The organism is Stenotrophomonas sp. STEN031 (genome assembly GCF_056759975.1).
This window is the reverse complement of sequence record NZ_JBRREA010000017.1, coordinates 1-21,805: the sequence shown is the minus strand read 5'-3', so window position 1 is coordinate 21,805 and position 21,805 is coordinate 1. Positions and strand designations below refer to the sequence as shown.

The window sequence follows — 21,805 nt, the reverse complement described above, 5'->3', positions numbered from 1 at the left end:
GGTCGGTTGCTCAGGCGGGGGTATCAGCGTCATCGAACTCGCTGGAAAACTGCAGCGGTGCGTTGGTGTTGCCAGTGGCCAGGGACTTCACGTAAATCGGGGCGAGCGGGGCTTCCTGCACGAGATCCAGCAGTTGTTCCTTGGCCAGCTCCAGAATCGCGAGGAAGGTGACCAGGACGCCGAGCTTGCCTTCCTCTGCGGTGAACAGGCTTTCAAAGCGATAAAACCGGTCGCCTTCCAGCAGGCCGAGCACATCGCCCATGCGTTGCCGCACGCTCAATGCCTCGCGCTTGATCGCGTGGCCGCTGAAGAGCTCGGCGCGCTTGAGTACGTCGTGCAGCGCCAACAGCATTTCCTTCAGTTCCACCGGCGGCGGCGTCTTGACCAGCACCCGCTCCGGCACGAAGGCGTGCGCCAGGCTGGTGTCGCGGTCCTGCCGCGGCAGGGCGTCGATATCCTCGGCGGCCTGCTTGAAACGTTCGTACTCCTGCAGGCGGCGCACCAGCTCGGCGCGCGGGTCTGCTTCCTCGCCTTCAATGCTGGGTGGGCGCGGCAGCAACATGCGCGACTTCACTTCAGCAAGGATGGCTGCCATCACCAGGTATTCGGCCGCCAGCTCGAAGCGCAGCTCCTGCATGACGTTGATGTATTCCACGTACTGCTTGGTGATCTCGGCGACCGGGATATCCAGGATGTCCAGGTTCTGCCGGCGGATCAGGTAGAGCAATAGATCCAGCGGGCCCTCGAAGGCGTCGAGGATGACTTCCAGTGCATCCGGCGGGATGTACAGATCCTGGGGGATCTGCAGTACCGGCTGGCCATGCACCATCGCCAGCGGCATTTCCTGCTGCTGAGGTAGGGGATGCGGCGCTGGCGGGTTCGCGTCGTGCGCGAGTTCGGAAGTCATCAGGTCGACATTCGGGGTATTGCGAGCTGGACGCGCCCGGGTTCCCGCCCGGAAGGGTTCCAGCACCTGTATAGCGAGCTACTCGCGCTTGTTCGGCGCGCTTCCACACATGAACAACAAGGCGCGCCGCAGGATCAGCGGCAACGTCATTACGAGGAGGTCGTCTACGCGGTCCGGGAAGTGATGTGCTTCGGTGGTTGGGTGGCAGGGTCTGGGCCCGCCACCGCACCGAGCGGCTACTGGCCGGCTGCGTGCAATGGACTAAAGAGTAATCGCCCGGGCAGGGCGGTGTCCAGCCTTGTGACGCTAGACTTGGCATCCTTCCATTCAGCAGACAAGCGGAGAAAGGCCAGTGTGGTACGTGATTGAAGGCTATGACGGAGAGGATGTGCTGGCTGCGCGGCTGCAGGCACGGGCGGCGCATCTGGCGCGGCTGCAGACATTGGTTGACCAGGGGCGGCTGCTTTTGGCTGGTCCTTGTCCTGCGATTGACGCCGAAGACCCGGGTCCGGCCGGTTTCAGCGGCAGCGTGGTGATTGCCAGCTTCGAGGACCTGGCGGCGGCGCGCGCCTGGGCGGATGCCGATCCCTATGTGGCTGCCGGGGTCTATCTGCGCGTGGATGTGCGTCCCTTCCGCAAGGTGCTGCCATGAACCGGGTCGAGCGGATCCGTGCGGCGTTGCAGGCCGCCCTGGCACCGCAGCAGCTGGAGGTTGAGGACGACAGCCACCGTCATGCCGGTCATGCCGGTGCCCGTGATGGGCGGGGCCATTTCAATGTCACGGTGGTCAGCGATGCCTTTGCCGGCAAGCTGCCGTTGGCACGCCACCGCGCGGTCTATGCCGCGCTCGGTGACATGATGGAAACCGACATCCATGCACTGTCGATCAAGGCGCTGACGCCGCAGGAGCGCGGGGGCGCCGGCTGAACGGCCAGGGGCGCTGCGGGGTGCCTGCCGGAGCCGGCAGGACAGCCGTTGTCCGGAGGCGTCAAATTGAACTAACGAACTGTTTACAAACGCGTTTGAAAACGTTTACAGTCCGCCCGACCCTGTACTGCGGAGGGTAGGCCAGTGGTGAAGTCGGCAATCACGATAAAGGATGTTGCCCGTGAGGCAAACGTCTCCGTCGCGACTGTGTCGCGCGCCCTCAATGGCCATGACAACGTCGCCGCACCGGTGCGCAAGCTGGTGCTGGAAGTGGCAAGCCGGCTGCGCTACACCCCGCATGCGGCCGCTCGCAGCCTGAGCAGCCGCACTACCCAGACAGTCGGTGTGGTACTTCCCGACCTCTATGGCGAGTTCTTTTCCGAGCTGATGCGCGGCATCGACGGCGTGGCCAGCGCCCATCGCCGGCATCTGCTGGTGTCCAGCTATCACGGCGACCAGCAACAACAAGGCTCGGTGCTACAGGCCATGCGTGGACGCGTTGATGGCCTGCTGGTTCTGTCGCCTTACGCAGGCGACTCCGATTTCCTGGTCGACAACCTGCCTCCTGCGCTGCCGACGGTGTTGATTAACACGCCGTTGGCCGAGGCGCAGTATCCGGTGTTCAGCATCGACGACCATGCCGGCGCACTGAGCATGACCCGGTATCTGTTGGAAACCGGCCATCGCCGCATCGCTTTCATTGCCGGGCCCGCACACAACCACGATGCGCAGCAGCGCCTGCTTGGTTTCCGTGAGGCGATGGCAGCTTTCGATGGCGAGGTTGAGGCCATCGAACTGCCTGGCAATTTCGACGAAGCCTCCGGGCATCAGGCCGGATTGGCGCTGTTGGCAGCCCCGGCACTGCCCGATGCGGTGTTTGCCGCCAACGACATGATGGCCCTGGGTTGCCTGTACGCGTTCTCGCAGGCAGGCGTAAACGTGCCCGCACAAGTGGCGCTGGCAGGCTTTGATGACATACCCCTGGCGCGTTTTGTTCACCCCGCGTTGACAACGATGCAGGTCAGCATCGCCGAGTTGGGCGAGCGGGCGATGCTGCACCTGGTGCAGATGATCGATAGCGGGCAGGCGCAGACAGTGCCAGCCGTAACCCTGGTCCCAACCTTGGTCGTACGCGACTCCACTGCCGTGTACGACCTCCCTTGACCCGGCGATAGACCGGGACGGTTCCCCACAAAAACGTTCCTTGCGGCCTATGCCGCCGCTTCGGGAGAGGTAAAGAATGAACAACAATGCTCGCAAACCCACCCCCGCACGCAAGCTGCTCAGCAGCGCACTGGCTGCCTGCCTGCTGCTAGGCGCTGCACCCGCATTCGCGCAGAGCACCGGTGCCACCATCCGTGGCCAGGTCATGGCTGACTCGGCCCCCGCCGCACAGGCACAGATCACTGCGACCAACATCGCTACCGGCTTGAGCCGCAGCGTGCAGAGCAGTGGCAATGGCAGCTACTCGCTGGCCGGCCTGCCGCCGGGTACCTACAAGGTCGACGTCAATGCCGGCGGCAAGAGCAGCAGCCAGAACATCACCGTGCAGGTCGGGCAGACCGCGACGGTCAACCTGGGCGTGGGCGGCGTCGCCGAGACGGGTGGCGGGGCGGCAACCACGCTGGATGCGGTGCAGGTAACAGCGCAGGCACCGATCGAGACCAAGACCTCGGAAATCGCCACTTACATCACGCCGCAGCAGATCCAGGCGCTGCCGCAGGGCACGCGCAACTTCCTGGCGTTCGCCGACACCGTGCCGGGCATGGCGTTCGAGCAGAACCCTGCCAACGGTTCGACCAAGTTGCGTGGTGGCGTGCAGAGCGCCAACAACGTCAACGTCTACATCGATGGCGTCGGACAGAAGAACTACGTCACCCAGGGCGGTATCACCGGTCAGGATGCCAGTCGCGGTAACCCGTTCCCGCAGCTGGCCATCGGCGAGTACAAGGTCATCACCTCGAACTACAAGGCCGAGTACGACCAGATCAGTTCGGCGGCGGTGACCGCGGTGACCAAGTCCGGTACCAATGAGTTCAAGGGCTCGTTCTTCTGGGACTACACCAACCAGGCTTGGCGCGAGCCGCGCGAGAGCGAGAAGAACGGCGTCGGCAAGACCCGTTCCGGTGAAAAACAGTACGGTGCCAGCTTCGGTGGCCCCATCGTGCAGGACAAGGCGCACTTTTTCGTCACCTATGAGGCCAAGGAATACAACGCGCCGCAGGATCTGAAGCCCGGTGAGGGCCGTTTGCCCGGCGATCTGCCGCAGGCCTGGCGCGACCAGCTTGGTGCCACCGCAACGCCGTTCAAGGAAGACCTGTACTTCGGCAAGCTGGATTGGTCGGTGAACGATGCCAACCTGCTCGAATTCACTTACAAGCGCCGCGAGGAAAGCGAGATCGGCAACGTGGGTGGGCAGAGTGCACGCAGCTACGGTACCGATACCGGCGTAACCGAGGATCGCTACGACCTGCGCTGGCAGTACTCCAGCACCAACTGGCTCAGCGATTCGCACCTCACCTATGAAAAGGCGTTCTGGACCAAGGCACCGGTGAATTTCGGCAACGGTGCCGTGCTGACCGATGGCAGTGGCGATGACGGCAAGCAGATCTATCGCATCGGCGCCGGCGAAGGTGGCCTGCAGGACAAGGGCCAGAAGGGCTGGTCGTTCCAGAACGACACCACTTTCTTCGGTTGGGAAGGGCACACGCTGAAGTTCGGCGTGAAGTACAAGCAGGTCGATCTGGACACCATCGAACAGCAACCCTACAACCCGCAGTTCTACTACGACATCAACCAGGGCGGCGTCGTTCCGTACTTCGTGCGCTTTGGCAGTCCGGCCGGCGGCACCGATGGCGGCTCGGTCACTTCCAAGAACAAGCAGTTCGGCATCTACATCCAGGACGACTGGGATGTCACCGAGCGCCTGACCTTGAACCTCGGCCTGCGTTGGGATTATGAAAAGACTCCGTCGTACCTGGATTTCGCCACCGCGCCGGATGTGCTGGCCTCGTTGGCGAGCCAGGACCCCAATGCCGCAGCCGGGCAGACTTACGCGCAGACGCTTGCGCTGGGCGGTATCGACGTCAACCGTTACATCAGCACCGGAAACAACCGCAAGCCGTTCAAGAACGCCATCCAGCCGCGCCTTGGTTTCTCCTATGACCTGAGTGGTGATGAGCGCCTGGTGTTGTTCGGCGGTGTCGGTCGTTCCTATGACCGTAACCTGTTCGACTACCTGCAGCTGGAGCGCAGCAAGGCAACCTTCCCGACCCGTCGTTTCAAGATCAACTCACCGGGCCATGCCTGCGTGGTAGGCGGTGACTGCCTGGAGTGGAGCCCACAGCTGCTTGACCGCGATTACCTGATGTCGTTGATCGATTCGACCGAGGCCGGTCGCGAAGTGTGGATGTTCGACAACAAGTTGAAGACGCCGTACTCCGACCAGTTCAGCCTGGGCATCCGCAGCAGCTTCAACATGATCGGGCAGGACTGGAACAGCTCGGCCACCCTCCAGCACACCCGGTACAAGGATGGCCTGCTTATCTCGCGTGGCAATCGCTATGCAGATGGTGCTGCCTATGGTCCCAATGGGAGCCCCTGGAGTGCCCCCGGCCTGCCGGGCCTCGGCTCGCTGATCGTGGCGACCAATGGCTTCGAATCGAAGAACACCGCATTGCTGCTGAGCCTGGACAAGCCGTATACGGCTGAAAGTCCGTGGAACATCAACCTTGCCTACACCTATACCGATGCCAAGCAGAACATCCACGAAAAGGATCCGGTCTACGGCTGGTACTTCCAGCAGGGTGGCTGGTTCGACGGCGCCTGGGCACCGAAGCACCGCTTGGTGGTCAGCGGCTTCACCGATCTGCCGTGGGGCATGAGTGCGTCCGGCAAGCTGACCCTGGCCAGCAAGATCAAGCGCTGGGATATCGACGGTACCGCGGCCTATGGCGGCTACGAGCGCCCGCACAGCTGGGAGGCGAGCGGCAGCGCGTTCAAGCAGTTCGACATGTCGCTGACCAAAACCTGGGATACCGGCACCGACCTGAAGCTCAAGGTCCGTGCCGATGTCATCAACGTCTTCAACTGGACCAACTGGGGTGGTTACGGCATCAACTGGAACAATGGCGTGGTCAACAGCTGGGATCAGTACGCGACCCGCACCTTCAAGCTGTCGTTTGGCCTGGACTGGTAAGCGTCATCGTCCCGGCTGGCACATGCCTGGCCGGGACGTTTCCTATATGCAGCAAGCCTTCGCCACGTGAACGTGGTGCAATGTTTTCAAGATGGATGTCGCCTTGAGCAAGTCACGTACCCCGCAATTGTTGGCCTGTGTTCTCGCCGGTATCGGGCTGGCGTTGTTGGGAGGCTGTGGCAAGGCGCCGGAGCCGCCGATGCCCAAGGTATTGCCGCAGGTGATCCTGATCGAGGCGGATCTGCCGCCGCGGCCGATGAAACCGGAACTGCCGCCGTTGTTCGACGACATCGAGCGCCGTACCTTCCAGTTTTTCTGGGACACCACCAACGAACAGAACGGGCTGACGCCGGACCGTTATCCGTCGCGGCCGTTCGCCAGCATCGCTTCGGTGGGGTTTGCGTTGACTTCGTATCCGATCGGCATCGAGAACGGTTGGGTCAGCCGCAACCAGGCGGTGGAGCGCACCCTGGTGACGTTGAAGTTCTTCCGTGACCTGCCCAGTGGTCCGCAGCGCACCGGCAAGGGCGGCTACAAGGGTTTCTATTACCACTTCCTGGACATGCAGCAAGGCCGCCGCTATGACAGCTGGGTGGAGCTTTCCAGCGTGGATACCGCGTTGTTGCTGATGGGCGTGCTGTTTGCGCAGAGTTATTACGATCAGGACGATCCGCGCGAAAAGGAGATCCGGCAGATTGCCGACACGATCTACAAGCGCGTGGACTGGCAGTGGCTGCAACGCAACAAGCCGTTGGTGTCGATGGGCTGGTTCCCGGAGAGCGGTTTCATCCAGCACGACTGGATGGGCTACAACGAAGCGATGATGCTGTACGTACTGGCCCTGGGTTCACCGACGCATCCGGTCGAGCCCGACGCATGGACGGTGTGGTCGCGTACCTATGACAACGATTGGGGGGTGTACCAAGGGCAGGAGTACCTGTCGTTCGGGCCACTGTTCGGCCACCAATACAGTCATGTCTGGATCGACTTCCGCGATATCCAGGACCCGTACATGCGTGAGCGTGGCATCGATTACTTCCTCAACAGCCGCCGCGCCACCCTGGCCCAGCGCGAGTACGCGATCGAGAACCCGATGCAGTGGAAGGATTACAGCGCCAATGTCTGGGGTTTGACCGCAGGCGATGGACCGCAGAACACCACCCAGGAGTACAAGGGCGAGCAGCGCCAGTTCCGCCATTACTCGGCGCGCGGCGCGGGCCTGCGCGAGAACTTCGACGATGGCACCATCGTGCCATCGGCAGCGATCTCCTCGTTGCCGTTCGCACCGGAGGTCGTCATCCCGGCCACGGTGGAAATGCACAAGCGCTACGGCGACTACCTGTACTCCAGCTACGGTTTCCTGGATTCCTTCAATCCCAGCTTCGGTTACGACATTCCGCTCAAGACCGGGCGCCTGATTCCCGAGCGTGGTTGGGTGGCCAGCGACTACATCGCCATCGACCAAGGGCCGATCCTGGCCGGCATCGCCAACTACCGCGATGAGTTCGTATGGGAGGTGATGAAGAAGAATCCCTACATCCGCAAAGGCTTGGAACGGGCTGGCTTTACCGGCGGCTGGTTGGCGCCGGAGGACAGCTTCCAGCCGCTGCAGAAGGACGAACAGGCCGCATCTGCACGGGCCGCGGGTATTGCCGAGTCGCGCGCGGCGGCAGCGGCAGAACAGAAGGCCGCCAGCCAACAGCCGGCGGCGCCTATGGGTAAGAAGCAGTGAAGCGCGGGCAATGATCCGCGCGCTGTCACTGCTGTCACTGCTGGTGCTGGCAGGCTGCGCCAAGCCTGCACAGGAAACGACCTTGCGGTTCTGGGCGATGGGCCGCGAAGCGGAAGTGGTCGGCGAACTGGTGCGCGAGTTCGAGGCGGAGAATCCGGGAATCCGTGTTGATGTGCAGAACATTCCGTGGACCGCAGCGCACGAGAAGCTGTTGACGGCTTATGCGGCTGACGGACTTCCCGATGTCTGCCAGCTGGGCAATACCTGGATCGCCGAATTCGCGACCCTGCAGTCATTGACGCCGCTGCAGCCACTGGTCGATACCTCCACCGTCATCGATCAGTCCGACTACTTCGCCGGTATCTGGGACACCAATATCGTCGATGGTCAGCTGGTTGGTATCCCGTGGTACGTGGATACGCGCCTGCTGTTCTATCGCAAGGACCTGCTGCGCCAGGCCGGTTACACACAGCCACCGAAGACCTGGGCCGAATGGGAACAGGCGAACGCGGCGCTGAAGAAGATCATGGGCACGCGTGGCTATCCGGTGCTGATGCCCTTGAACGAATTCGAGCCACAACTGTCATTCGCGCTGCAGCAGGAGGATTCGCTGCTGCGCGATGGCGATACCCGCGGCAACTTCCGCAGTCCCGGTTTCCGCCGCACGCTGGCCTTCTACGACAACATGTTCGAGCAGGGCTGGGCGCCGAAGATGTCCGAGACCCAGATTTCCAACGTCTGGGATGAGTTCTTCCGTGGCTTCACCGCGTTCTATCTGTCGGGCCCGTGGAATATCCGCGAGTTCCGTCAGCGCCAGCCACCTGGCCTGGAAGGTGAGTGGGGCGCCACGCCGTTGCCTGGTCCTGACGGGCTTGGCGCGGGCATTGCCGGTGGCACCAGTCTGGTGGTGTTCCGTTCCTCGCAGAAGAAAGAGGCGGCGTGGAAGCTGATCGAGTTCCTGTCGCGGCCGGCGATCCAGCAGCGCTTCTACAAGATCATTGGTGACCTGCCGCCGCGCCGCAGCGCCTGGCAGTCGCCGGAGCTGCAGGATGATCCACTGACCGCCGCATTCGCCGACCAGCTGGAGCGCGTCAAACCCACACCCAAGGTTCTGGAGTGGGAGCGCATCGCCCAGCAGATGCGGGTGGTGACCGAGCAGGTGGTGCGCGGTGGTTTGCCGCAGGACAAGGCGGTCGAACTGTTGGATCAGCAGGTGGACGACATCCTCGCCAAGCGCCGTTGGATCGTCGAGCAGCAGACCGATGCAGCCGCGAAGGCGGCACCATGAGGCGCGGCTCGCTGGCTGGCTGGATCTTTGCCGCACCGGCGCTGATCGTGATCGGTGTGTTCTTTGGTTTGCCCGTGTTGTCGGCGCTGGCCTTGAGCCTGACCGACTTCGATCTCTATGCCCTGGCTGACCCGCACAACCTGCGCTTCAACGGTCTGGGTAACTACATCGACCTGCTGCAGACACCGATGTTCTGGAAGTCGCTGGGCAATACCGCGTACTTCGTGGTGGCCGGGGTGCCCTTGTCGATAGCCGTTTCGCTGGGGGCGGCGCTTTTGCTCAATGCCCCGGCCGCGCGTTTCAAGGCGCTGTTCCGCACCGCATTGTTCGCGCCGGTGGTGACCACGCTGGTGGCGGTGGCGGTGATCTGGCGCTACCTGTTCCACACCCGCTACGGGCTGGTGAACTGGGGGCTGGGCCAGATGGGTATCAATCCGATCGATTGGCTGGGCGACCCGAACTGGGCGATGCCGACCATCATCGGCTTCGCGGTGTGGAAGAACTTCGGCTACAACATGGTGATCTTCCTGGCCGGCCTGCAGGCGATCCCGAAGGACCTGTACGAGGCGGCGCGCATCGACGGTGCCTCGCGCTGGCAGCAGTTCCTGCATATCACCCTGCCAATGCTGGGGCCGGTGCTGCTGGTGGTTGGTGTGATAACCGTGTCCGGTTACTTCCAGTTGTTCGCCGAGCCCTATGTGATGACCCGCGGGGATCCGCTGCAAAGCACGGTGAGCGTGCTGTATTTCATGTTCGAGGAGGGCTTCAAGTGGTGGAACCTTGGCCGGGCCTCGGCCGTGGCCTTCCTGTTGTTCCTGATCATCCTGGCGGTGACCACGTTGATGTTGCGCTTCGGTAAACGCAGGGAGCTGGTATGAGCCGGGTAGGTACAAGCCGGGAGATCGGGCAGTCGCGTTGGCACGCGTGGTGGGTAAACGGCGGCCTGCTGCTGTTGGCCGTGATCAGCCTGGCACCCTTGGCGTGGATGCTGTCGGTGTCGTTCATGCCCAGTGGGCAGGCATCGCAGTTCCCCCCGCCATTGCTGCCGGCACATACCACGTTGGCCAACTACCAGGCGCTGTTCGCCCGCACTGGCATGGGCAACAACTTCGTCAACAGCCTGTTGGTGTCGATTGCAATCACCCTGGGGTCGCTGCTGTTCAATACCCTGGCCGGCTATGCCTTTGCCAAGCTGCGCTTTGCCGGCCGCGAGCGGCTGTTCCAGATGCTGCTTGCTGCGTTGGTCATCCCTGCGCAGGTAGCGATGCTGCCGTTGTTCCTGCTGATGAAACAGATGGGCTTGGTGAACACCTTTGGTGGCGTGGTGGTTCCTGCGCTGGCCAGCGTGTTCGGTATCTTCCTGGTGCGCCAGTACGCGCGCTCGATTCCCGACGAACTGCTGGAAGCGGCGCGTATCGACGGTGCCAGCGAGGCGCGGATCTTCTTCCAGATCGTGCTGCCGATGCTCAAGCCAGTGCTGGTGACGCTGGCGATCTTCACCTTCATGGGGGCGTGGAACGATTTCATGTGGCCGCTGATCGTGCTGACCGACCAGGAGCACTACACCTTGCCGGTGGCGCTGGCCAGCCTGTCGCGCGAGCACATCATGGACGTGGAAATGATGATGGCCGGTGCCGTGGTGACGGTGCTGCCGGTGCTGTTGTTGTTCCTGGTGCTGCAGCGCTACTACATCCAGGGTCTGTTGCTGGGCAGCGTCAAGGGTTGATGCGGAACGAGCTGCCACCGGGCCGTAGCGCTGCACTTCCGTACGAAACATACCGCCGCGAATGGCGTTGATCTTTGCGAAAATCCGGCTGCTGTTGCCGGTGGTGAATCAGGATTCTGGTGATGAATATGCGTTACGCGTTCGGTCTGCTGTGTTTGTTACTGGCGTGGGTGCAACCGGCCAGCGCTGCCGTGTTGGCCAAGTTCGACGATATTGCTGCGTGGCAGCTGATCACCTCGCCGCAGGTCAGTGGCTCCTTGCGCCCGGTTGCCGGCAACAACGGCCGCGCGCTGTGCCTGGACTATGACTTCCATGAGGTTTCCGGCTACGTCGGTATCCGCCGTCCGCTGGATGTGACCTGGCCGGAAAATTACCAGCTGTCTTTCGACCTGCGCGGTGACTCGCCGGCCAACGACCTGCAGTTCAAGCTGGTCGATGCCAGTGGCGACAATGTCTGGTGGGTGAATCGGCCCGGCTTCAGCTTCCCCAAAAACTGGACCCGCATCAGCTACCGCAAGCGGCATATCGAGAAAGCCTGGGGGCCAGACCAGGACAAGACCCTGCGCCGCAGTGCGGCAGTGGAGTTCACCATCTACAGCAAGGTCGGCGGCCGCGGCACGGTCTGCTTTGACCAACTGACCCTGCAGCCGCTGCCGAAGGAAGACAACTCGGCATTGACCACCACGGTGATCGCCGATACCGCCACCGCCCTGCAGCAGCGCATCGCCGATGGCAAGCCCGATACACTGTGGATCAGTGGCGGGGTCAAGCAGCAGACAGTCAGCCTGGACCTGGGCAAGGTGCGCGAGTTCGGCGGGGCGGTGGTGCAATGGGCACCGGGCCTGGAAGCGTCGCGCTACGTGGTGCGTTCGTCCACGGATGGCCGCGACTGGAAGACGCTGCGTGAAGTCACCAGCGGCAGCGGCGGCAGGGATTGGTTGGCATTGCCGGAAACCGAGGCGCGCTACCTGCGCTTCGATCTGGTCGACGGGCCGAACTGGCGTTATGGCATCCGCGATATCAGCCTCAAGCCCTTGTCGTTTGCCAATACACCGAATGATTTCATCCGCTCTATCGCCGCTGATCTGCCGCGCGGTTTCTTGCCGCGTGGCTTCAGTGGGGAGCAGCCGTACTGGACCATTCTGGGCCTGGATGGGGGCCGCGAGCAGGCGCTGATCAGCGAGGACGGCGCACTGGAGGCGGTGAAGGGTGGCTTCAGCATCGAGCCGTTCGTCGTGCTCGATGGCAAGGTGCTCGGGTGGGCGGAGGTGAAGTCCAGCCAGAGTCTGCAGGATGGCTATCTGCCGATGCCGGCGGTGGCCTGGCAGCACGATCAATTTGGTTTGAACGTGAGCGGTTTCGTGCAGGGCCGGCCGGAGCAGGCGCAGCTGGTGGCGCGTTACGAGCTGCGCAATACGGACAAGGTCGCGCACGAGTACCGGTTGGCGCTGGCGGTGCGGCCGTTCCAGGTCAATCCACCCAGCCAGTTTCTCAACACGGTCGGTGGCGTCAGTCGTATCGACAATCTGGCCGTGCGGACCGGGCAGATCAGCGTCAATGGCCAGCCGCGCGTGTATACGTCGCTTCCGGCAGATGCGGGCTTTGCCAGCAGTTTCGACAGCAAGCTGGATGTCACCCATCTGGCGGACAAGAACTTGCCAACCACGCAGGAGGTTCGCGACGCCACCGGCTTGGCTTCGGGTGCCTTGATCTACAACTGGAAACTGGAGCCGGGCCAGCGCCGCGAAGTAGTGCTGGTGCTGCCACAGACTGGCAGTTGGCAGATGCCGGCCAGGTTCGATGCCGACAAGGCGCAGCAACAGGTCGCTACGATGTGGCGGCAGAAGCTCGACCAGCTCAAGCTGCGCGTGCCCGAGGCGGGTCAGCCGTTGGCAAATACGCTGCGGACCGCGCTCGCCCATATGCTGATCTCACGGGTTGGGCCAAGCCTGCAGCCGGGCACGCGTTCCTATGCACGCAGTTGGATCCGCGACGGTGCGATGATCTCGGAGGGCTTGTTGCGGATGGGGCGCGCCGATGCGGTGCGCCAGTACGTGGATTGGTATGCGCCATATCAGTTCGAGAGCGGCATGGTGCCATGCTGCGTGGATGCACGCGGTAGCGACCCGGTGCCGGAGAACGACAGTCATGGCGAGCTGATCTACACCATTGCGGAGTACTGGCGGCACACTGGCGACGCCGCCTTCCTGCAGCAGATGTGGCCGCATGTGCAGAAGGCCTGGAACTATATGGAGCAGCTGCGGCTGAGCGAGCGTACCGACGCCAACCGTGAACGCAATGCCGGCTTCTACGGCATGATGCCGGCCTCGATCAGTCACGAAGGGTATTCGGCCAAGCCGGTGCATTCGTACTGGGACAACTTCTGGGCATTGCGTGGCTACAAGGATGCCGCCGATATGGCGGCTGCCTTGGGCTTGGAAGCCGAAGCATTGACGATGGCCGCATCACGCGACCAGTTCCGCCAGGACCTGGATGATTCACTGCGGGCGGCAATGGCGGCACACAAGATCGACTATCTGCCCGGCTCGGTGGAGCTGGGTGACTTCGATGCCACCTCCACCACGATCGCGTTGGCGCCAGGGGGTGAGCAGGGCCGGTTACCGCAGCCCGCCCTGGACAATACCTTCGAGCGTTACTGGCAGAACTTCGTCGAACGCCGTGACGGCAAGCGGCAATGGAAGGACTACACACCCTACGAGTGGCGCAACGTGAGCGCTTTCGTGCGCCTGGGCTGGCGTGCACGGGCCTGGGAAGCCACCGAGTTCTTCTTCAAGGACCGTGCGCCGCCGGCATGGAACCAGTGGGCCGAAGTGGTGTCATCGACGCCGCGCCAGCCGTTCTTTGTCGGTGACCTGCCGCATGCCTGGGTGGCTTCGGATTTCGTGCGTTCGGCACTGGACATGTTCGCGTACGAGCGTGATGTCGACGGCCCGATCGTGCTCGCTGCGGGCGTGCCCGCCAGCTGGCTGACGGGCAAGGGCATCGCCATCGAGGATTTGAATACCTCGCACGGGATGTTGAGTTACTCGCTGCAGCGCAGTGACAAGCAGCTGACTTTGCAGGTATCCGAAGGACTGCGTTTGCCAGCAGCGGGGCTGTTGCTGCAATGGCCTTATGAGGGCACGCCCGGAGAGGCGACGATCAATGGCGAACCGGCACAGTGGCTGGGCAATGAGCTGCATGTCGGCAGCCTGCCTGCGAAAGTCGAGATCGAAATTCCTGCCGAGTTGCGTCGCAGTGAACGCAGCAAGCGTTGAGGAATAAAAACTGCGCCTCGAATACCGAGGCGCAGGCCAGTCGACGAGAGGGAGAGGAAGAACTTCCGTCGGGTCTGAAAAAAAAGAAACCAACACGCCCCCGTTGGCTTGCGGCCAAAGGTCGGGAGCAATGATGTAGTGCCGAGCCATGCTCGGCGGGGGCTTTCCCGGAAAATGCTTGTAGGAGGCCGCGAAGCTGATGCTGCGTGCAGATCACGCCTGGCACGGTACCCGCTTCCTGGCCGGGACCTGGGGAAGTGGATGCAGGTGGTTTCGATGCTGTCGGCTTCGCGGCTTACGCCGCTCCTACAAAAGAAGCTGCCTCGCGTCAGCCAGCGCGGGCCTGCTTGACGATGGCGGCGGCAGCGGCGGCGGACTTCTTGACTTCGTCCCATTGGCCGTTGCGGATCCAGCTGTCCTGCACCATCCACGAGCCGCCGATGCAGACCACGTTCTTCTGCGACAGGTAATCGCCTGCGGTGGCTTCGGTGATGCCGCCGGTGGGGCAGAGCTTGAGCTCCGGGATCGGACCGGCAACGCCTTTGATCATTGCTAGGCCACCGACGGCCGTGGCCGGGAACAGCTTGCAGATGCGGAAGCCACGCGCGACCAGTTCCAGCAACTCGGTCGGCGAGGCCGCGCCCGGAACCACCGGCAACGGCGCGGCAGCCAGGGCATCGGCCATGTGCGCGGGCGTACCCGGGGTGACGATGAAGTCGGCACCGGCGTCGATCGAGCGCTGCATCTGCTCGACGGTCAATACAGTACCTGCGCCAACCACCACATCCGGCAGTTCGCGCTTGAGCATGGCCAGCGCTTCCATTGCTACCGGCGTGCGCAGGGTCAGTTCAATCGCGGGCAGGCCGCCTTCGAGCAGGGCGGCACTGACGGCGCGCGCCTGGTCGAGGGTGTGCACGGTAACGACTGGCAGGATGCCGGCGGCGCTCAACAGCTGCTCGGCGCGGTCCTGGTATTGGGCAATGTTCATGGAGTCCTCTTTGATAAAGGTGTTCGCAAATCCTGGATCTCAGGCGTCGTTGGCTTCGTGGGGGGCAGCGGCTGCGGCGTGGTCGTGGCCAAGTTCGTATTCGGCGTCGTAGTCCCACAGGCTGCCATCGGGGCGTGCCGGGCCGCAGGAAATGGAGATCGCCCCCTGATCGGCAGGACCGACGATGCGGCGGTTCATCGCGAACAGGTTGCGGCCCATGTCCGAACCGGCCGGCGCGGTGTTGGCGGCAACGCCACGCGCAGCCCATTCGTCGGCATCGACCAGTACTTCCAGCGTGCCGGCTTCACCGTCCAGGCGAATGATGTCGCCTTCGCGGATGCGTGCGATCGGGCCGCCGCGTGCGGCTTCAGGGGTGACGTGGATGGCGGCGGGGATCTTGCCGGAGGCGCCCGACAGGCGGCCATCGGTGACAAGTGCAACACGGCGTCCCTGGTTCTGCAGCAGGCCCAGCAACGGCGCCAGCGAATGCAGTTCCGGCATGCCGTTGGAACGTGGGCCCTGGTAGCGCACCACGGCGACGAAGTCCTGCGGCAGCGCGCCGGCAGCGTGAAGCTTGTTCAGGATCTGCGGCGCATCGACGACCACGGCCGGCGCCTCGATGGTGCGGTACTGCGGCTTCACTGCCGACAGCTTTATCAGTGAGCGGCCGATATTGCCGCGCAGCAGGCGCAGGCCGCCCTGGGCCTCGAACGGATTGGAGGCGGGGCGCACCACGTCCTCGTCACCGCTGACCTCAGCGGCGGGCACGTAGCTGACCTTGCCGTCGGTGAGGCGCGGCTCTTGGGCGAAGGCGCGCATGCCGCCTTCTGCAATCGTGGTCGCATCGGCATGCATCAGGCCGGCGTCCATCAGTTCGCGGAACACGAAGCCCGGGCCGCCGGCAGCGGCAAAGCGGTTCACGTCGGCTTCGCCGTTCGGGTAGACGCGGGCCAACAGCGGCACGATCTGCGAGAGCTCGTCCATGTCGTCCCAGGTGAGCACGATGCCTGCGGCACGGGCGACGGCGATCCAGTGGATGGTGTGGTTGGTCGAGCCGCCGGTGGCCATCAAGGCGACCACGGCGTTGACGATGGCGCGTTCGTCGATCAGGTGGCCAAACGGGCGGAAATCATTGCCCAGTGCACTGATTTCCAGTGCGCGTGCGGTGGCGGCGCGGGTCAGGGCGTCGCGCAGCGGCAGTTCCGGGTTGACGAAGGAGGCGCCCGGCAGTTGCACGCCCATTGCTTCCAGCAGGACCTGGTTGGAGTTGGCGGTGCCATAGAAGGTGCAGGTACCCGGCGCGTGGTACGAGGCGGATTCGGCTTCCAGCAGTTCTTCGCGGCTGGCTTCGCCGGCGGCGTAGCGCTCGCGGACTTCGGCTTTCTTCTTGTTCGGGATGCCCGGTGTCATCGGTCCGGCCGGCACGAACACCGCCGGCAGGTGACCAAAGGCGAGGGCGCCGATCAACAGGCCGGGCACGATCTTGTCGCAGACGCCAAGATAGATGGTGGCGTCGAACATGTCATGGCTGAGGCCAATTGCCGTTGCCTGTGCAATCACGTCGCGCGAGAACAGCGACAGCTCCATGCCACCACGGCCCTGGGTGACGCCGTCGCACATCGCAGGTACCGCGCCGGCAACCTGGGCGGTAGCGCCGAGCTCGCGTGCGGCATTGCGGATCAACTCCGGGTAATGCTCGAACGGCTGGTGCGCCGACAGCATGTCGTTATAGGAGGTGATGATGCCGAGGTTGGGCGTCACGTCACCGCGCAGGCGGTCCTTGTCGGTCGGGCCGCAGGCGGCAAAGGCATGGGCCAGGTTGCCGCAGCTCAGGCGCGCGCGGAACGGACCTTCGCGCAGCGCGGCATCGATCCCGGCCAGATAAGCCGCGCGCGACGGGGCGCTGCGCTGGCGGATGCGATCGGTGATGGCTTGGATTTTAGGATGCATGGCTTTATGGCTGGGAATGGGGGGAAGTTGCTGGTAGTGCTCGGGCGATGGGTTTGCGGTCGGATCAGGCTGCTGGTGATGGGGAACAACCTGGGCTATCCATTCCCAATTCCCGAGTCCCCATTCGCCGGGTCACGGTGCCCAATGCACGCGCAGCTTGTTGCCGGGCGCATTGATTGCGGCAAGGATCGGGTAGGCAAGGACATCGCCGGAGGCGAGCGCGGCGTTGAGCACATCGAGCTTCTGCTTGCCACGTAGCAGCAGCAGGCGCTGGTTGACCGAAGCCAGGCCATGCGGGGTCAGGGTGATACGCAGTGGCCAATGCTTGGCGACGGGACAGCCGGTCGCATCCAAAGCAGCATAGGGATGTTTGCTCTGCAGTGCCTGTGCTAGATCCGCCGAGCCGGGAAACAGCGACGCGGTATGACCGTCATTGCCCATGCCCAGCACCACCAGGCAAGCCGGCTGCGAATGGGTGGCAAGCAGATTGGCGGTATGCACGCACTCGGCGATGGGCAGGCCAACGCGCACCAGCGGGTCGAAATGCGCGCCTTCGGCATGGCGCAGGAAGCTGTCGCGCACCAGCCAGGCGTTGCTGTCCTTGTCCTGCGGGGAGAGCCAGCGCTCATCGGCCAGGCCCACCTCGACCCGCGCCCATTCCAGGCCCTGGTCGGACAAGGTTTCGTAGATGGGAGCCGGGGTGGTGCCGCCGGACAGCAACATGCGGGCGCGCCCGCGTTGCTCGATTTCCGCGCTCAACAGCGCTGCCATTTCCTTGGCGACACTTTCGGTCCAGGCCTCTTCGTCAGCGTGGCGGACAAGTGTGATGCGGTCGGAAACAGCGGCGTTCATGCGGACACTCCTGGGGTTGCGCGCTGCATGTCCAGCGCATAAGCGGCGGCACCCAGCAGCCCGGGGCAGGGGTGGATGATGGCCATCGAGGGGATCTGCGACATCGTCGCGGCGAACCGGCCCTTGCTCTCAAAGCGTTGGCGGAAGCCGGAATGCTGCAGCTGCTGCAACAGGCGCGGAACCAGTCCGCCGGTGAGGAACACGCCGTCCCAGGCGCCTTGCACCAGTACCGCGTCACCGGCGACGGCGCCGAAAATCTCAAGAAACACTTCAACCGCACGGCTTGCCAGTGCATCGCCGTCGGCAGCGCGGGCACTGACGTCGGCCGGCTGCAGCAGGCCCGGATCGGTACCGGCGATCTCGCAGATCGCACGATGGATATTGACCAGGCCGGGGCCGCAGACCAGGCGCTCGTTGGAGACACGGCCGAACTGTGCCGAGAGGATCTCCAGGATGCGGATCTGCTCGGGGGAGTTCGGGGCAAAACTGGCATGGCCGCCTTCGGTGGCCAGTGGGTAATTGCGACCGTCGCGTACCACCAGGCCGCCAACCCCCAGGCCGGTGCCGGGGCCAAGCACGCAGTAGTTGCGTGATTCGCCCTCGGCGGCGGGTTGCCAACCGGCACCGCCAACCTGCACCACATCGTCAACGCCGAGCAGGGCGATCGACATGGCCTGGGCGACGAAGTCGTTGATCAGGTGCAGTTGCCCGAAGCCGAGCTGCTCGGCAGTACGCGCACGCGAGATGACCCACGGGTGATTGGTGATGCGCGCTTCGTCTCCATCCACGCGGCCAGCGACCGCGAACACGCCACTGGTGGCGCTGGCTCCACGTTGCTGCAGGTAATGCGCGGCGGCATCGGCCAGCGACGGGAACTGTGCAACCGGGTACTCGTCGATGCTGCTCTGGTCCAGCGGGGTGGCGGCGGAACAGTCGGCCAAGGCGAAACGCGCATTGGTGCCGCCAATATCCGCTACCAGTACCCGTCCGGGGTTGGGGCTCACAGCCCCTGCTCCGGACCGGCGTCGGCGGCGATGGATTCGGGCAGGAAATCCTGTGCCAGCTGCGGGCCCCAACCACCGGCGGGGTAGGGCTGCATCGGCAGGTCGGCGGCCTTCCAGGCGTCGCTGACGCTGTCGATCCAGGCCCAGGCCGCGCGTACTTCATCGTCGCGCACAAACAGGGCGTGGTTGCCGTTGAACGCATCCAGGAACAGGCGTTCGTAGGCGATGCGACGGTGCAGGCCGGTGGGAACCGAAAGTTCCAGCTCCAGCGGCTGCAGTTCCAGTGCGCCCCATTCCGGGCCGGCCAGCGAGCTCATCAAGCCGAGCTGGATGTTCTCCTGCGGCTGCAACTGGAAGGTCAGGCGGTTGGGGGTTGCGTTCTTGCGGTCGGGGCGCTCGAACAACCAATGCGTCACCGGCTTGAGGTTGACCTCGATGCGGGTGGTGCGCTCGGGCAGGCGCTTGCCGGTAACCAGATGGAAGGGCACGCCGGCCCAGCGCCAGTTGTCGATATGTGCGGTGACGCCGACAAAGGTTTCCGCTTCACTGCCTTCCGGCGGCTGGTAGGCCTGCGCGGGCTGGCCGTTGATGGTGCCGGCGGTGTAGCGACCGCGCACGCTGTCCTTGGCCGCGTGCTTGGCGTCGAGCGGACGCAGGGCGCGCAGCACCTTCACCTTCTCGTCGCGGATGCGGTCGGCTTCCAGCGATGCCGGCGGCTCCATTGCCACCAGGCACAGCAACTGCAGGATATGGCTCTGCACCATGTCGCGCAGGGCGCCGGAACGTGAGTAATAGGAGTCGCGGCCATCCACGCCATCGCTCTCGGCGACCAGGATGTGCACCGAGGCGATGTAGTTACGGTTCCACACCGCTTCCAGCAAGGTGTTGCCGAAGCGCAGTGCCATCAGGTTCTGCACCGCCGCCTTGCCCAGGTAGTGATCCAGGCGGAACACGCGGTCTTCGTCGATCAGCTGGCCGATGGACTGCAGGATCTCCTCGGCGCTGTCGCTGTCCGAGCCGATCGGCTTCTCCAGCATCAGGCGGTTGGGTGCAGCCAGCGCGCCGCCCAGTGCCAGGCCTTCGCAGGTGGAGATGTACAGGCCCGGCGGGATCGCCAGATAACTCACGCACTTGCGGTGCACCAGGTCCTTGACCGCCTCGGCGACCGATTCGGCATTGCGCAGGTCCACCGAGCGATAGTCGATGCGGTTGAGCAGGTTGCCGATGTCCTCCTGGCTGGCATGCGGCATCGCGGCTTCCAGCCGTGGGCGCAGGATGTCGCGGAACTTCTCGGTGTCATGCGGCGACAAGGCCAGCGCACGGACGCGGAAATCTTCAGGAAGTAGACCGTCGCCAAGCAGGCGTAGCAGGGACGGGAACAGATAACGCTGGGCCAGATCGCCTGTGGCACCGAACAGGAAGAGGGTGTCGTGCATTGCGCGAGTTTCGGGTGCGGATGACATCGTTGTCAATTGTTCGTCTTCAAGGCCTGCGCCGCGATGGGGACGTCCGCGTCCATCGGCGCGAGGGGGCGGGCGTGGGCAACCTGGGCTTGTGCAATGCAGCATGCCAAGAAGGCGGAAGCGGGTCCGTGCAGCGGAGCGCAGGTGCCATGTAAGAGCGACTGCGATGGTGCCATATGAATATGCTTACCGTGCACAATGTTTCGGATGTATACGATTGCAGGAAACTGTTCTCTTGCTGTAACGCAAGTGTTCTGCAGCGCCAGGTTTCGACTCGCGACGAGGTAGTGATGGCCAAGGTTCAATTCGACAGTGTGCGCAAGGTGTATGACAACGGTCAGGTGGCCGTGGCCGGCGCCAGTTTCGACATCGCCGATGGTGAGTTGATGGTGCTGGTGGGGCCATCGGGCTGTGGCAAGTCCACACTGCTGCGAATGGTGGCGGGGCTGGAGGAGATCACGGCCGGTAGCCTGCGCATCGGCGAGCGGGTGGTGAATGACGTCGCGCCGAAGGATCGCGACATTGCCATGGTGTTCCAGAACTATGCGCTCTACCCGCATATGACCGTGGCCGAGAACCTGGGCTTTGGTCTGAAGTTGCGCGGGCATGACAAGGCTGAAGTACAGCGCCGCGTGCAGGCGGCTGCCGATTCCTTGGGCCTGACGTCGATGCTGGACAAGCTGCCGCGCGCGATGTCCGGCGGCCAGCGCCAGCGCGTTGCACTTGGCCGTGCACTGGTACGCGAGCCGGAGGTGTTCCTGCTGGACGAACCGCTATCCAACCTGGATGCGAAGCTGCGTCACTCGGTTCGCACAGAGATCGCGCAACTGCATCGCAAGCTCGGTACCACGATGATCTATGTCACCCATGACCAGGTCGAGGCGATGACGCTGGGGCAGCGCATCGTCGTGCTCAACGAGGGCGTGATCCAGCAGATCGACACGCCGATGGCCTTGTATGACAAACCGATCAATCTGTTTGTTGCCGGTTTCCTCGGTAGCCCCGCGATGAACATGTTGCGTGGGCAGGTGCAACGGAATGCCGCGGGTGCTGCGGTGCTGCGGCTGGACGAGGGCGGCGAAGTGGGGTTGGGTGCTGTCGCGCTGGGCGCGGAGTGGATTGGCAAGCCGTTGGTGGTAGGCGTGCGCCCCGAGCATCTGCAGCCGGGCAGTGGTGCGGCTGCATTCAAGGCGCGCATCGAAGGGTTGGAGCCGGTAGGCAACGAGATTTTCGTCAATCTGCGCTATGGCGGGCAGACGCTGGTCATGCGAGTGACGCCACAGCAGCTGCCCCAGGTCGGGCAGGAGATTGCAGTTGAAGTGCACGGGTCGAAGCTGCACTTCTTTGATGCGGCCAACGGCAGTCGCATCGAATCATCGACCGGACCCATGTAGTGCCGCGCCCTGCGCGGCCTCGGCGCGCTGGCCGGTAGTGGGGGGGGCCGCGCCGCGGCGGGGGGGCGGGGGGCGCCGAGGGGGCGCGGCGCGGGGCG

16 protein-coding genes are annotated in these 21,805 nt (G+C 63.8%); 10 read left to right on the top strand and 6 right to left on the bottom strand.

Features of this window, described 5'->3' with window-relative positions; all coding sequences use genetic code 11:
• Window positions 1–10: 10 nt before the first annotated feature.
• Window positions 11–907: a segregation and condensation protein A gene (locus ACVOLQ_RS09960; RefSeq protein ID WP_313169711.1), complete on the bottom strand. Its 897-nt coding sequence runs from the start codon at window positions 905–907 to the stop codon at window positions 11–13.
• A 352-nt stretch (window positions 908–1,259) separates the two neighbouring features.
• On the opposite strand from ACVOLQ_RS09960, the gene ACVOLQ_RS09955 reads away from it, so the two are divergent.
• The 9 genes from ACVOLQ_RS09955 (at window position 1,260) to ACVOLQ_RS09915 (ending at window position 14,056) form a co-directional block, all read left to right on the top strand.
• The gene (locus ACVOLQ_RS09955; protein ID WP_313169713.1) at window positions 1,260–1,559 is read left to right on the top strand and encodes a YciI family protein; all 300 of its coding nucleotides are present in this window, start codon (window positions 1,260–1,262) and stop codon (window positions 1,557–1,559) included.
• Window positions 1,556–1,834: a BolA family protein gene (locus ACVOLQ_RS09950; protein ID WP_313169715.1), complete on the top strand. Its 279-nt coding sequence runs from the start codon at window positions 1,556–1,558 to the stop codon at window positions 1,832–1,834. The genes ACVOLQ_RS09955 and ACVOLQ_RS09950 overlap by 4 nt, the downstream gene beginning before the upstream one ends.
• Window positions 1,835–1,978: 144 nt before the next feature.
• A complete protein-coding gene (locus ACVOLQ_RS09945) occupies window positions 1,979–2,998 on the top strand; it encodes a LacI family DNA-binding transcriptional regulator (RefSeq protein WP_481527871.1) in 1,020 nt (339 codons plus the stop codon).
• 76 nt (window positions 2,999–3,074) lie between these two features.
• Entirely contained in the window at window positions 3,075–6,032 is a 2,958-nt protein-coding gene (locus ACVOLQ_RS09940) for a TonB-dependent receptor (RefSeq protein ID WP_481527870.1), read from the top strand.
• Between the two features lie 157 nt (window positions 6,033–6,189).
• The gene (locus ACVOLQ_RS09935; protein WP_481527916.1) at window positions 6,190–7,764 is read left to right on the top strand and encodes a glucoamylase family protein; all 1,575 of its coding nucleotides are present in this window, start codon (window positions 6,190–6,192) and stop codon (window positions 7,762–7,764) included.
• A gap of 22 nt (window positions 7,765–7,786) precedes the next feature.
• A complete protein-coding gene (locus ACVOLQ_RS09930; RefSeq protein WP_481527915.1) occupies window positions 7,787–9,052 on the top strand; it encodes a sugar ABC transporter substrate-binding protein in 1,266 nt (421 codons plus the stop codon).
• Window positions 9,049–9,930 (top strand): carbohydrate ABC transporter permease, encoded by an 882-nt coding sequence (locus ACVOLQ_RS09925; RefSeq protein WP_313169722.1) that lies wholly within the window; start codon window positions 9,049–9,051, stop codon window positions 9,928–9,930. Before ACVOLQ_RS09930 ends, ACVOLQ_RS09925 begins: the two co-directional genes overlap by 4 nt.
• Entirely contained in the window at window positions 9,927–10,778 is an 852-nt protein-coding gene (locus ACVOLQ_RS09920; protein WP_313169724.1) for a carbohydrate ABC transporter permease, read from the top strand. The genes ACVOLQ_RS09925 and ACVOLQ_RS09920 overlap by 4 nt, the downstream gene beginning before the upstream one ends.
• Window positions 10,779–10,906: 128 nt before the next feature.
• Window positions 10,907–14,056 (top strand): discoidin domain-containing protein, encoded by a 3,150-nt coding sequence (locus ACVOLQ_RS09915; RefSeq protein WP_481527914.1) that lies wholly within the window; start codon window positions 10,907–10,909, stop codon window positions 14,054–14,056.
• 328 nt (window positions 14,057–14,384) lie between these two features.
• Here the strand turns inward: ACVOLQ_RS09915 and eda are convergent, their stop codons facing one another.
• The 5 genes from eda to zwf all read right to left on the bottom strand — a co-directional run bounded on the left by eda (window position 14,385) and on the right by zwf (window position 20,418).
• Window positions 14,385–15,044, bottom strand: coding sequence for a bifunctional 4-hydroxy-2-oxoglutarate aldolase/2-dehydro-3-deoxy-phosphogluconate aldolase (eda, locus tag ACVOLQ_RS09910; protein ID WP_296250452.1), 660 nt, complete (start codon window positions 15,042–15,044; stop codon window positions 14,385–14,387).
• Between the two features lie 39 nt (window positions 15,045–15,083).
• On the bottom strand, window positions 15,084–16,994 hold the full coding sequence (edd, locus tag ACVOLQ_RS09905) for a phosphogluconate dehydratase (RefSeq protein WP_481527869.1): 1,911 nt from the start codon (window positions 16,992–16,994) through the stop codon (window positions 15,084–15,086).
• Between the two features lie 132 nt (window positions 16,995–17,126).
• Window positions 17,127–17,846, bottom strand: a complete 720-nt coding sequence (gene pgl / locus ACVOLQ_RS09900; protein ID WP_481527868.1) for a 6-phosphogluconolactonase — start codon at window positions 17,844–17,846, stop codon at window positions 17,127–17,129.
• Complete coding sequence (glk, locus tag ACVOLQ_RS09895; RefSeq protein WP_481527867.1) at window positions 17,843–18,850, bottom strand: glucokinase; 1,008 nt, start codon at window positions 18,848–18,850, stop codon at window positions 17,843–17,845. The genes pgl and glk overlap by 4 nt, the downstream gene beginning before the upstream one ends.
• Window positions 18,847–20,418 carry a glucose-6-phosphate dehydrogenase gene (gene zwf / locus ACVOLQ_RS09890; RefSeq protein WP_481527866.1) on the bottom strand — a complete coding sequence of 524 codons (1,572 nt, stop codon included), beginning with the start codon at window positions 20,416–20,418 and terminating at the stop codon, window positions 18,847–18,849. Before zwf ends, glk begins: the two co-directional genes overlap by 4 nt.
• Before the next feature lie 185 nt (window positions 20,419–20,603).
• On the opposite strand from zwf, the gene ACVOLQ_RS09885 reads away from it, so the two are divergent.
• On the top strand, window positions 20,604–21,707 hold the full coding sequence (locus ACVOLQ_RS09885) for an ABC transporter ATP-binding protein (RefSeq protein WP_481527865.1): 1,104 nt from the start codon (window positions 20,604–20,606) through the stop codon (window positions 21,705–21,707).
• Window positions 21,708–21,805: the final 98 nt, after the last annotated feature.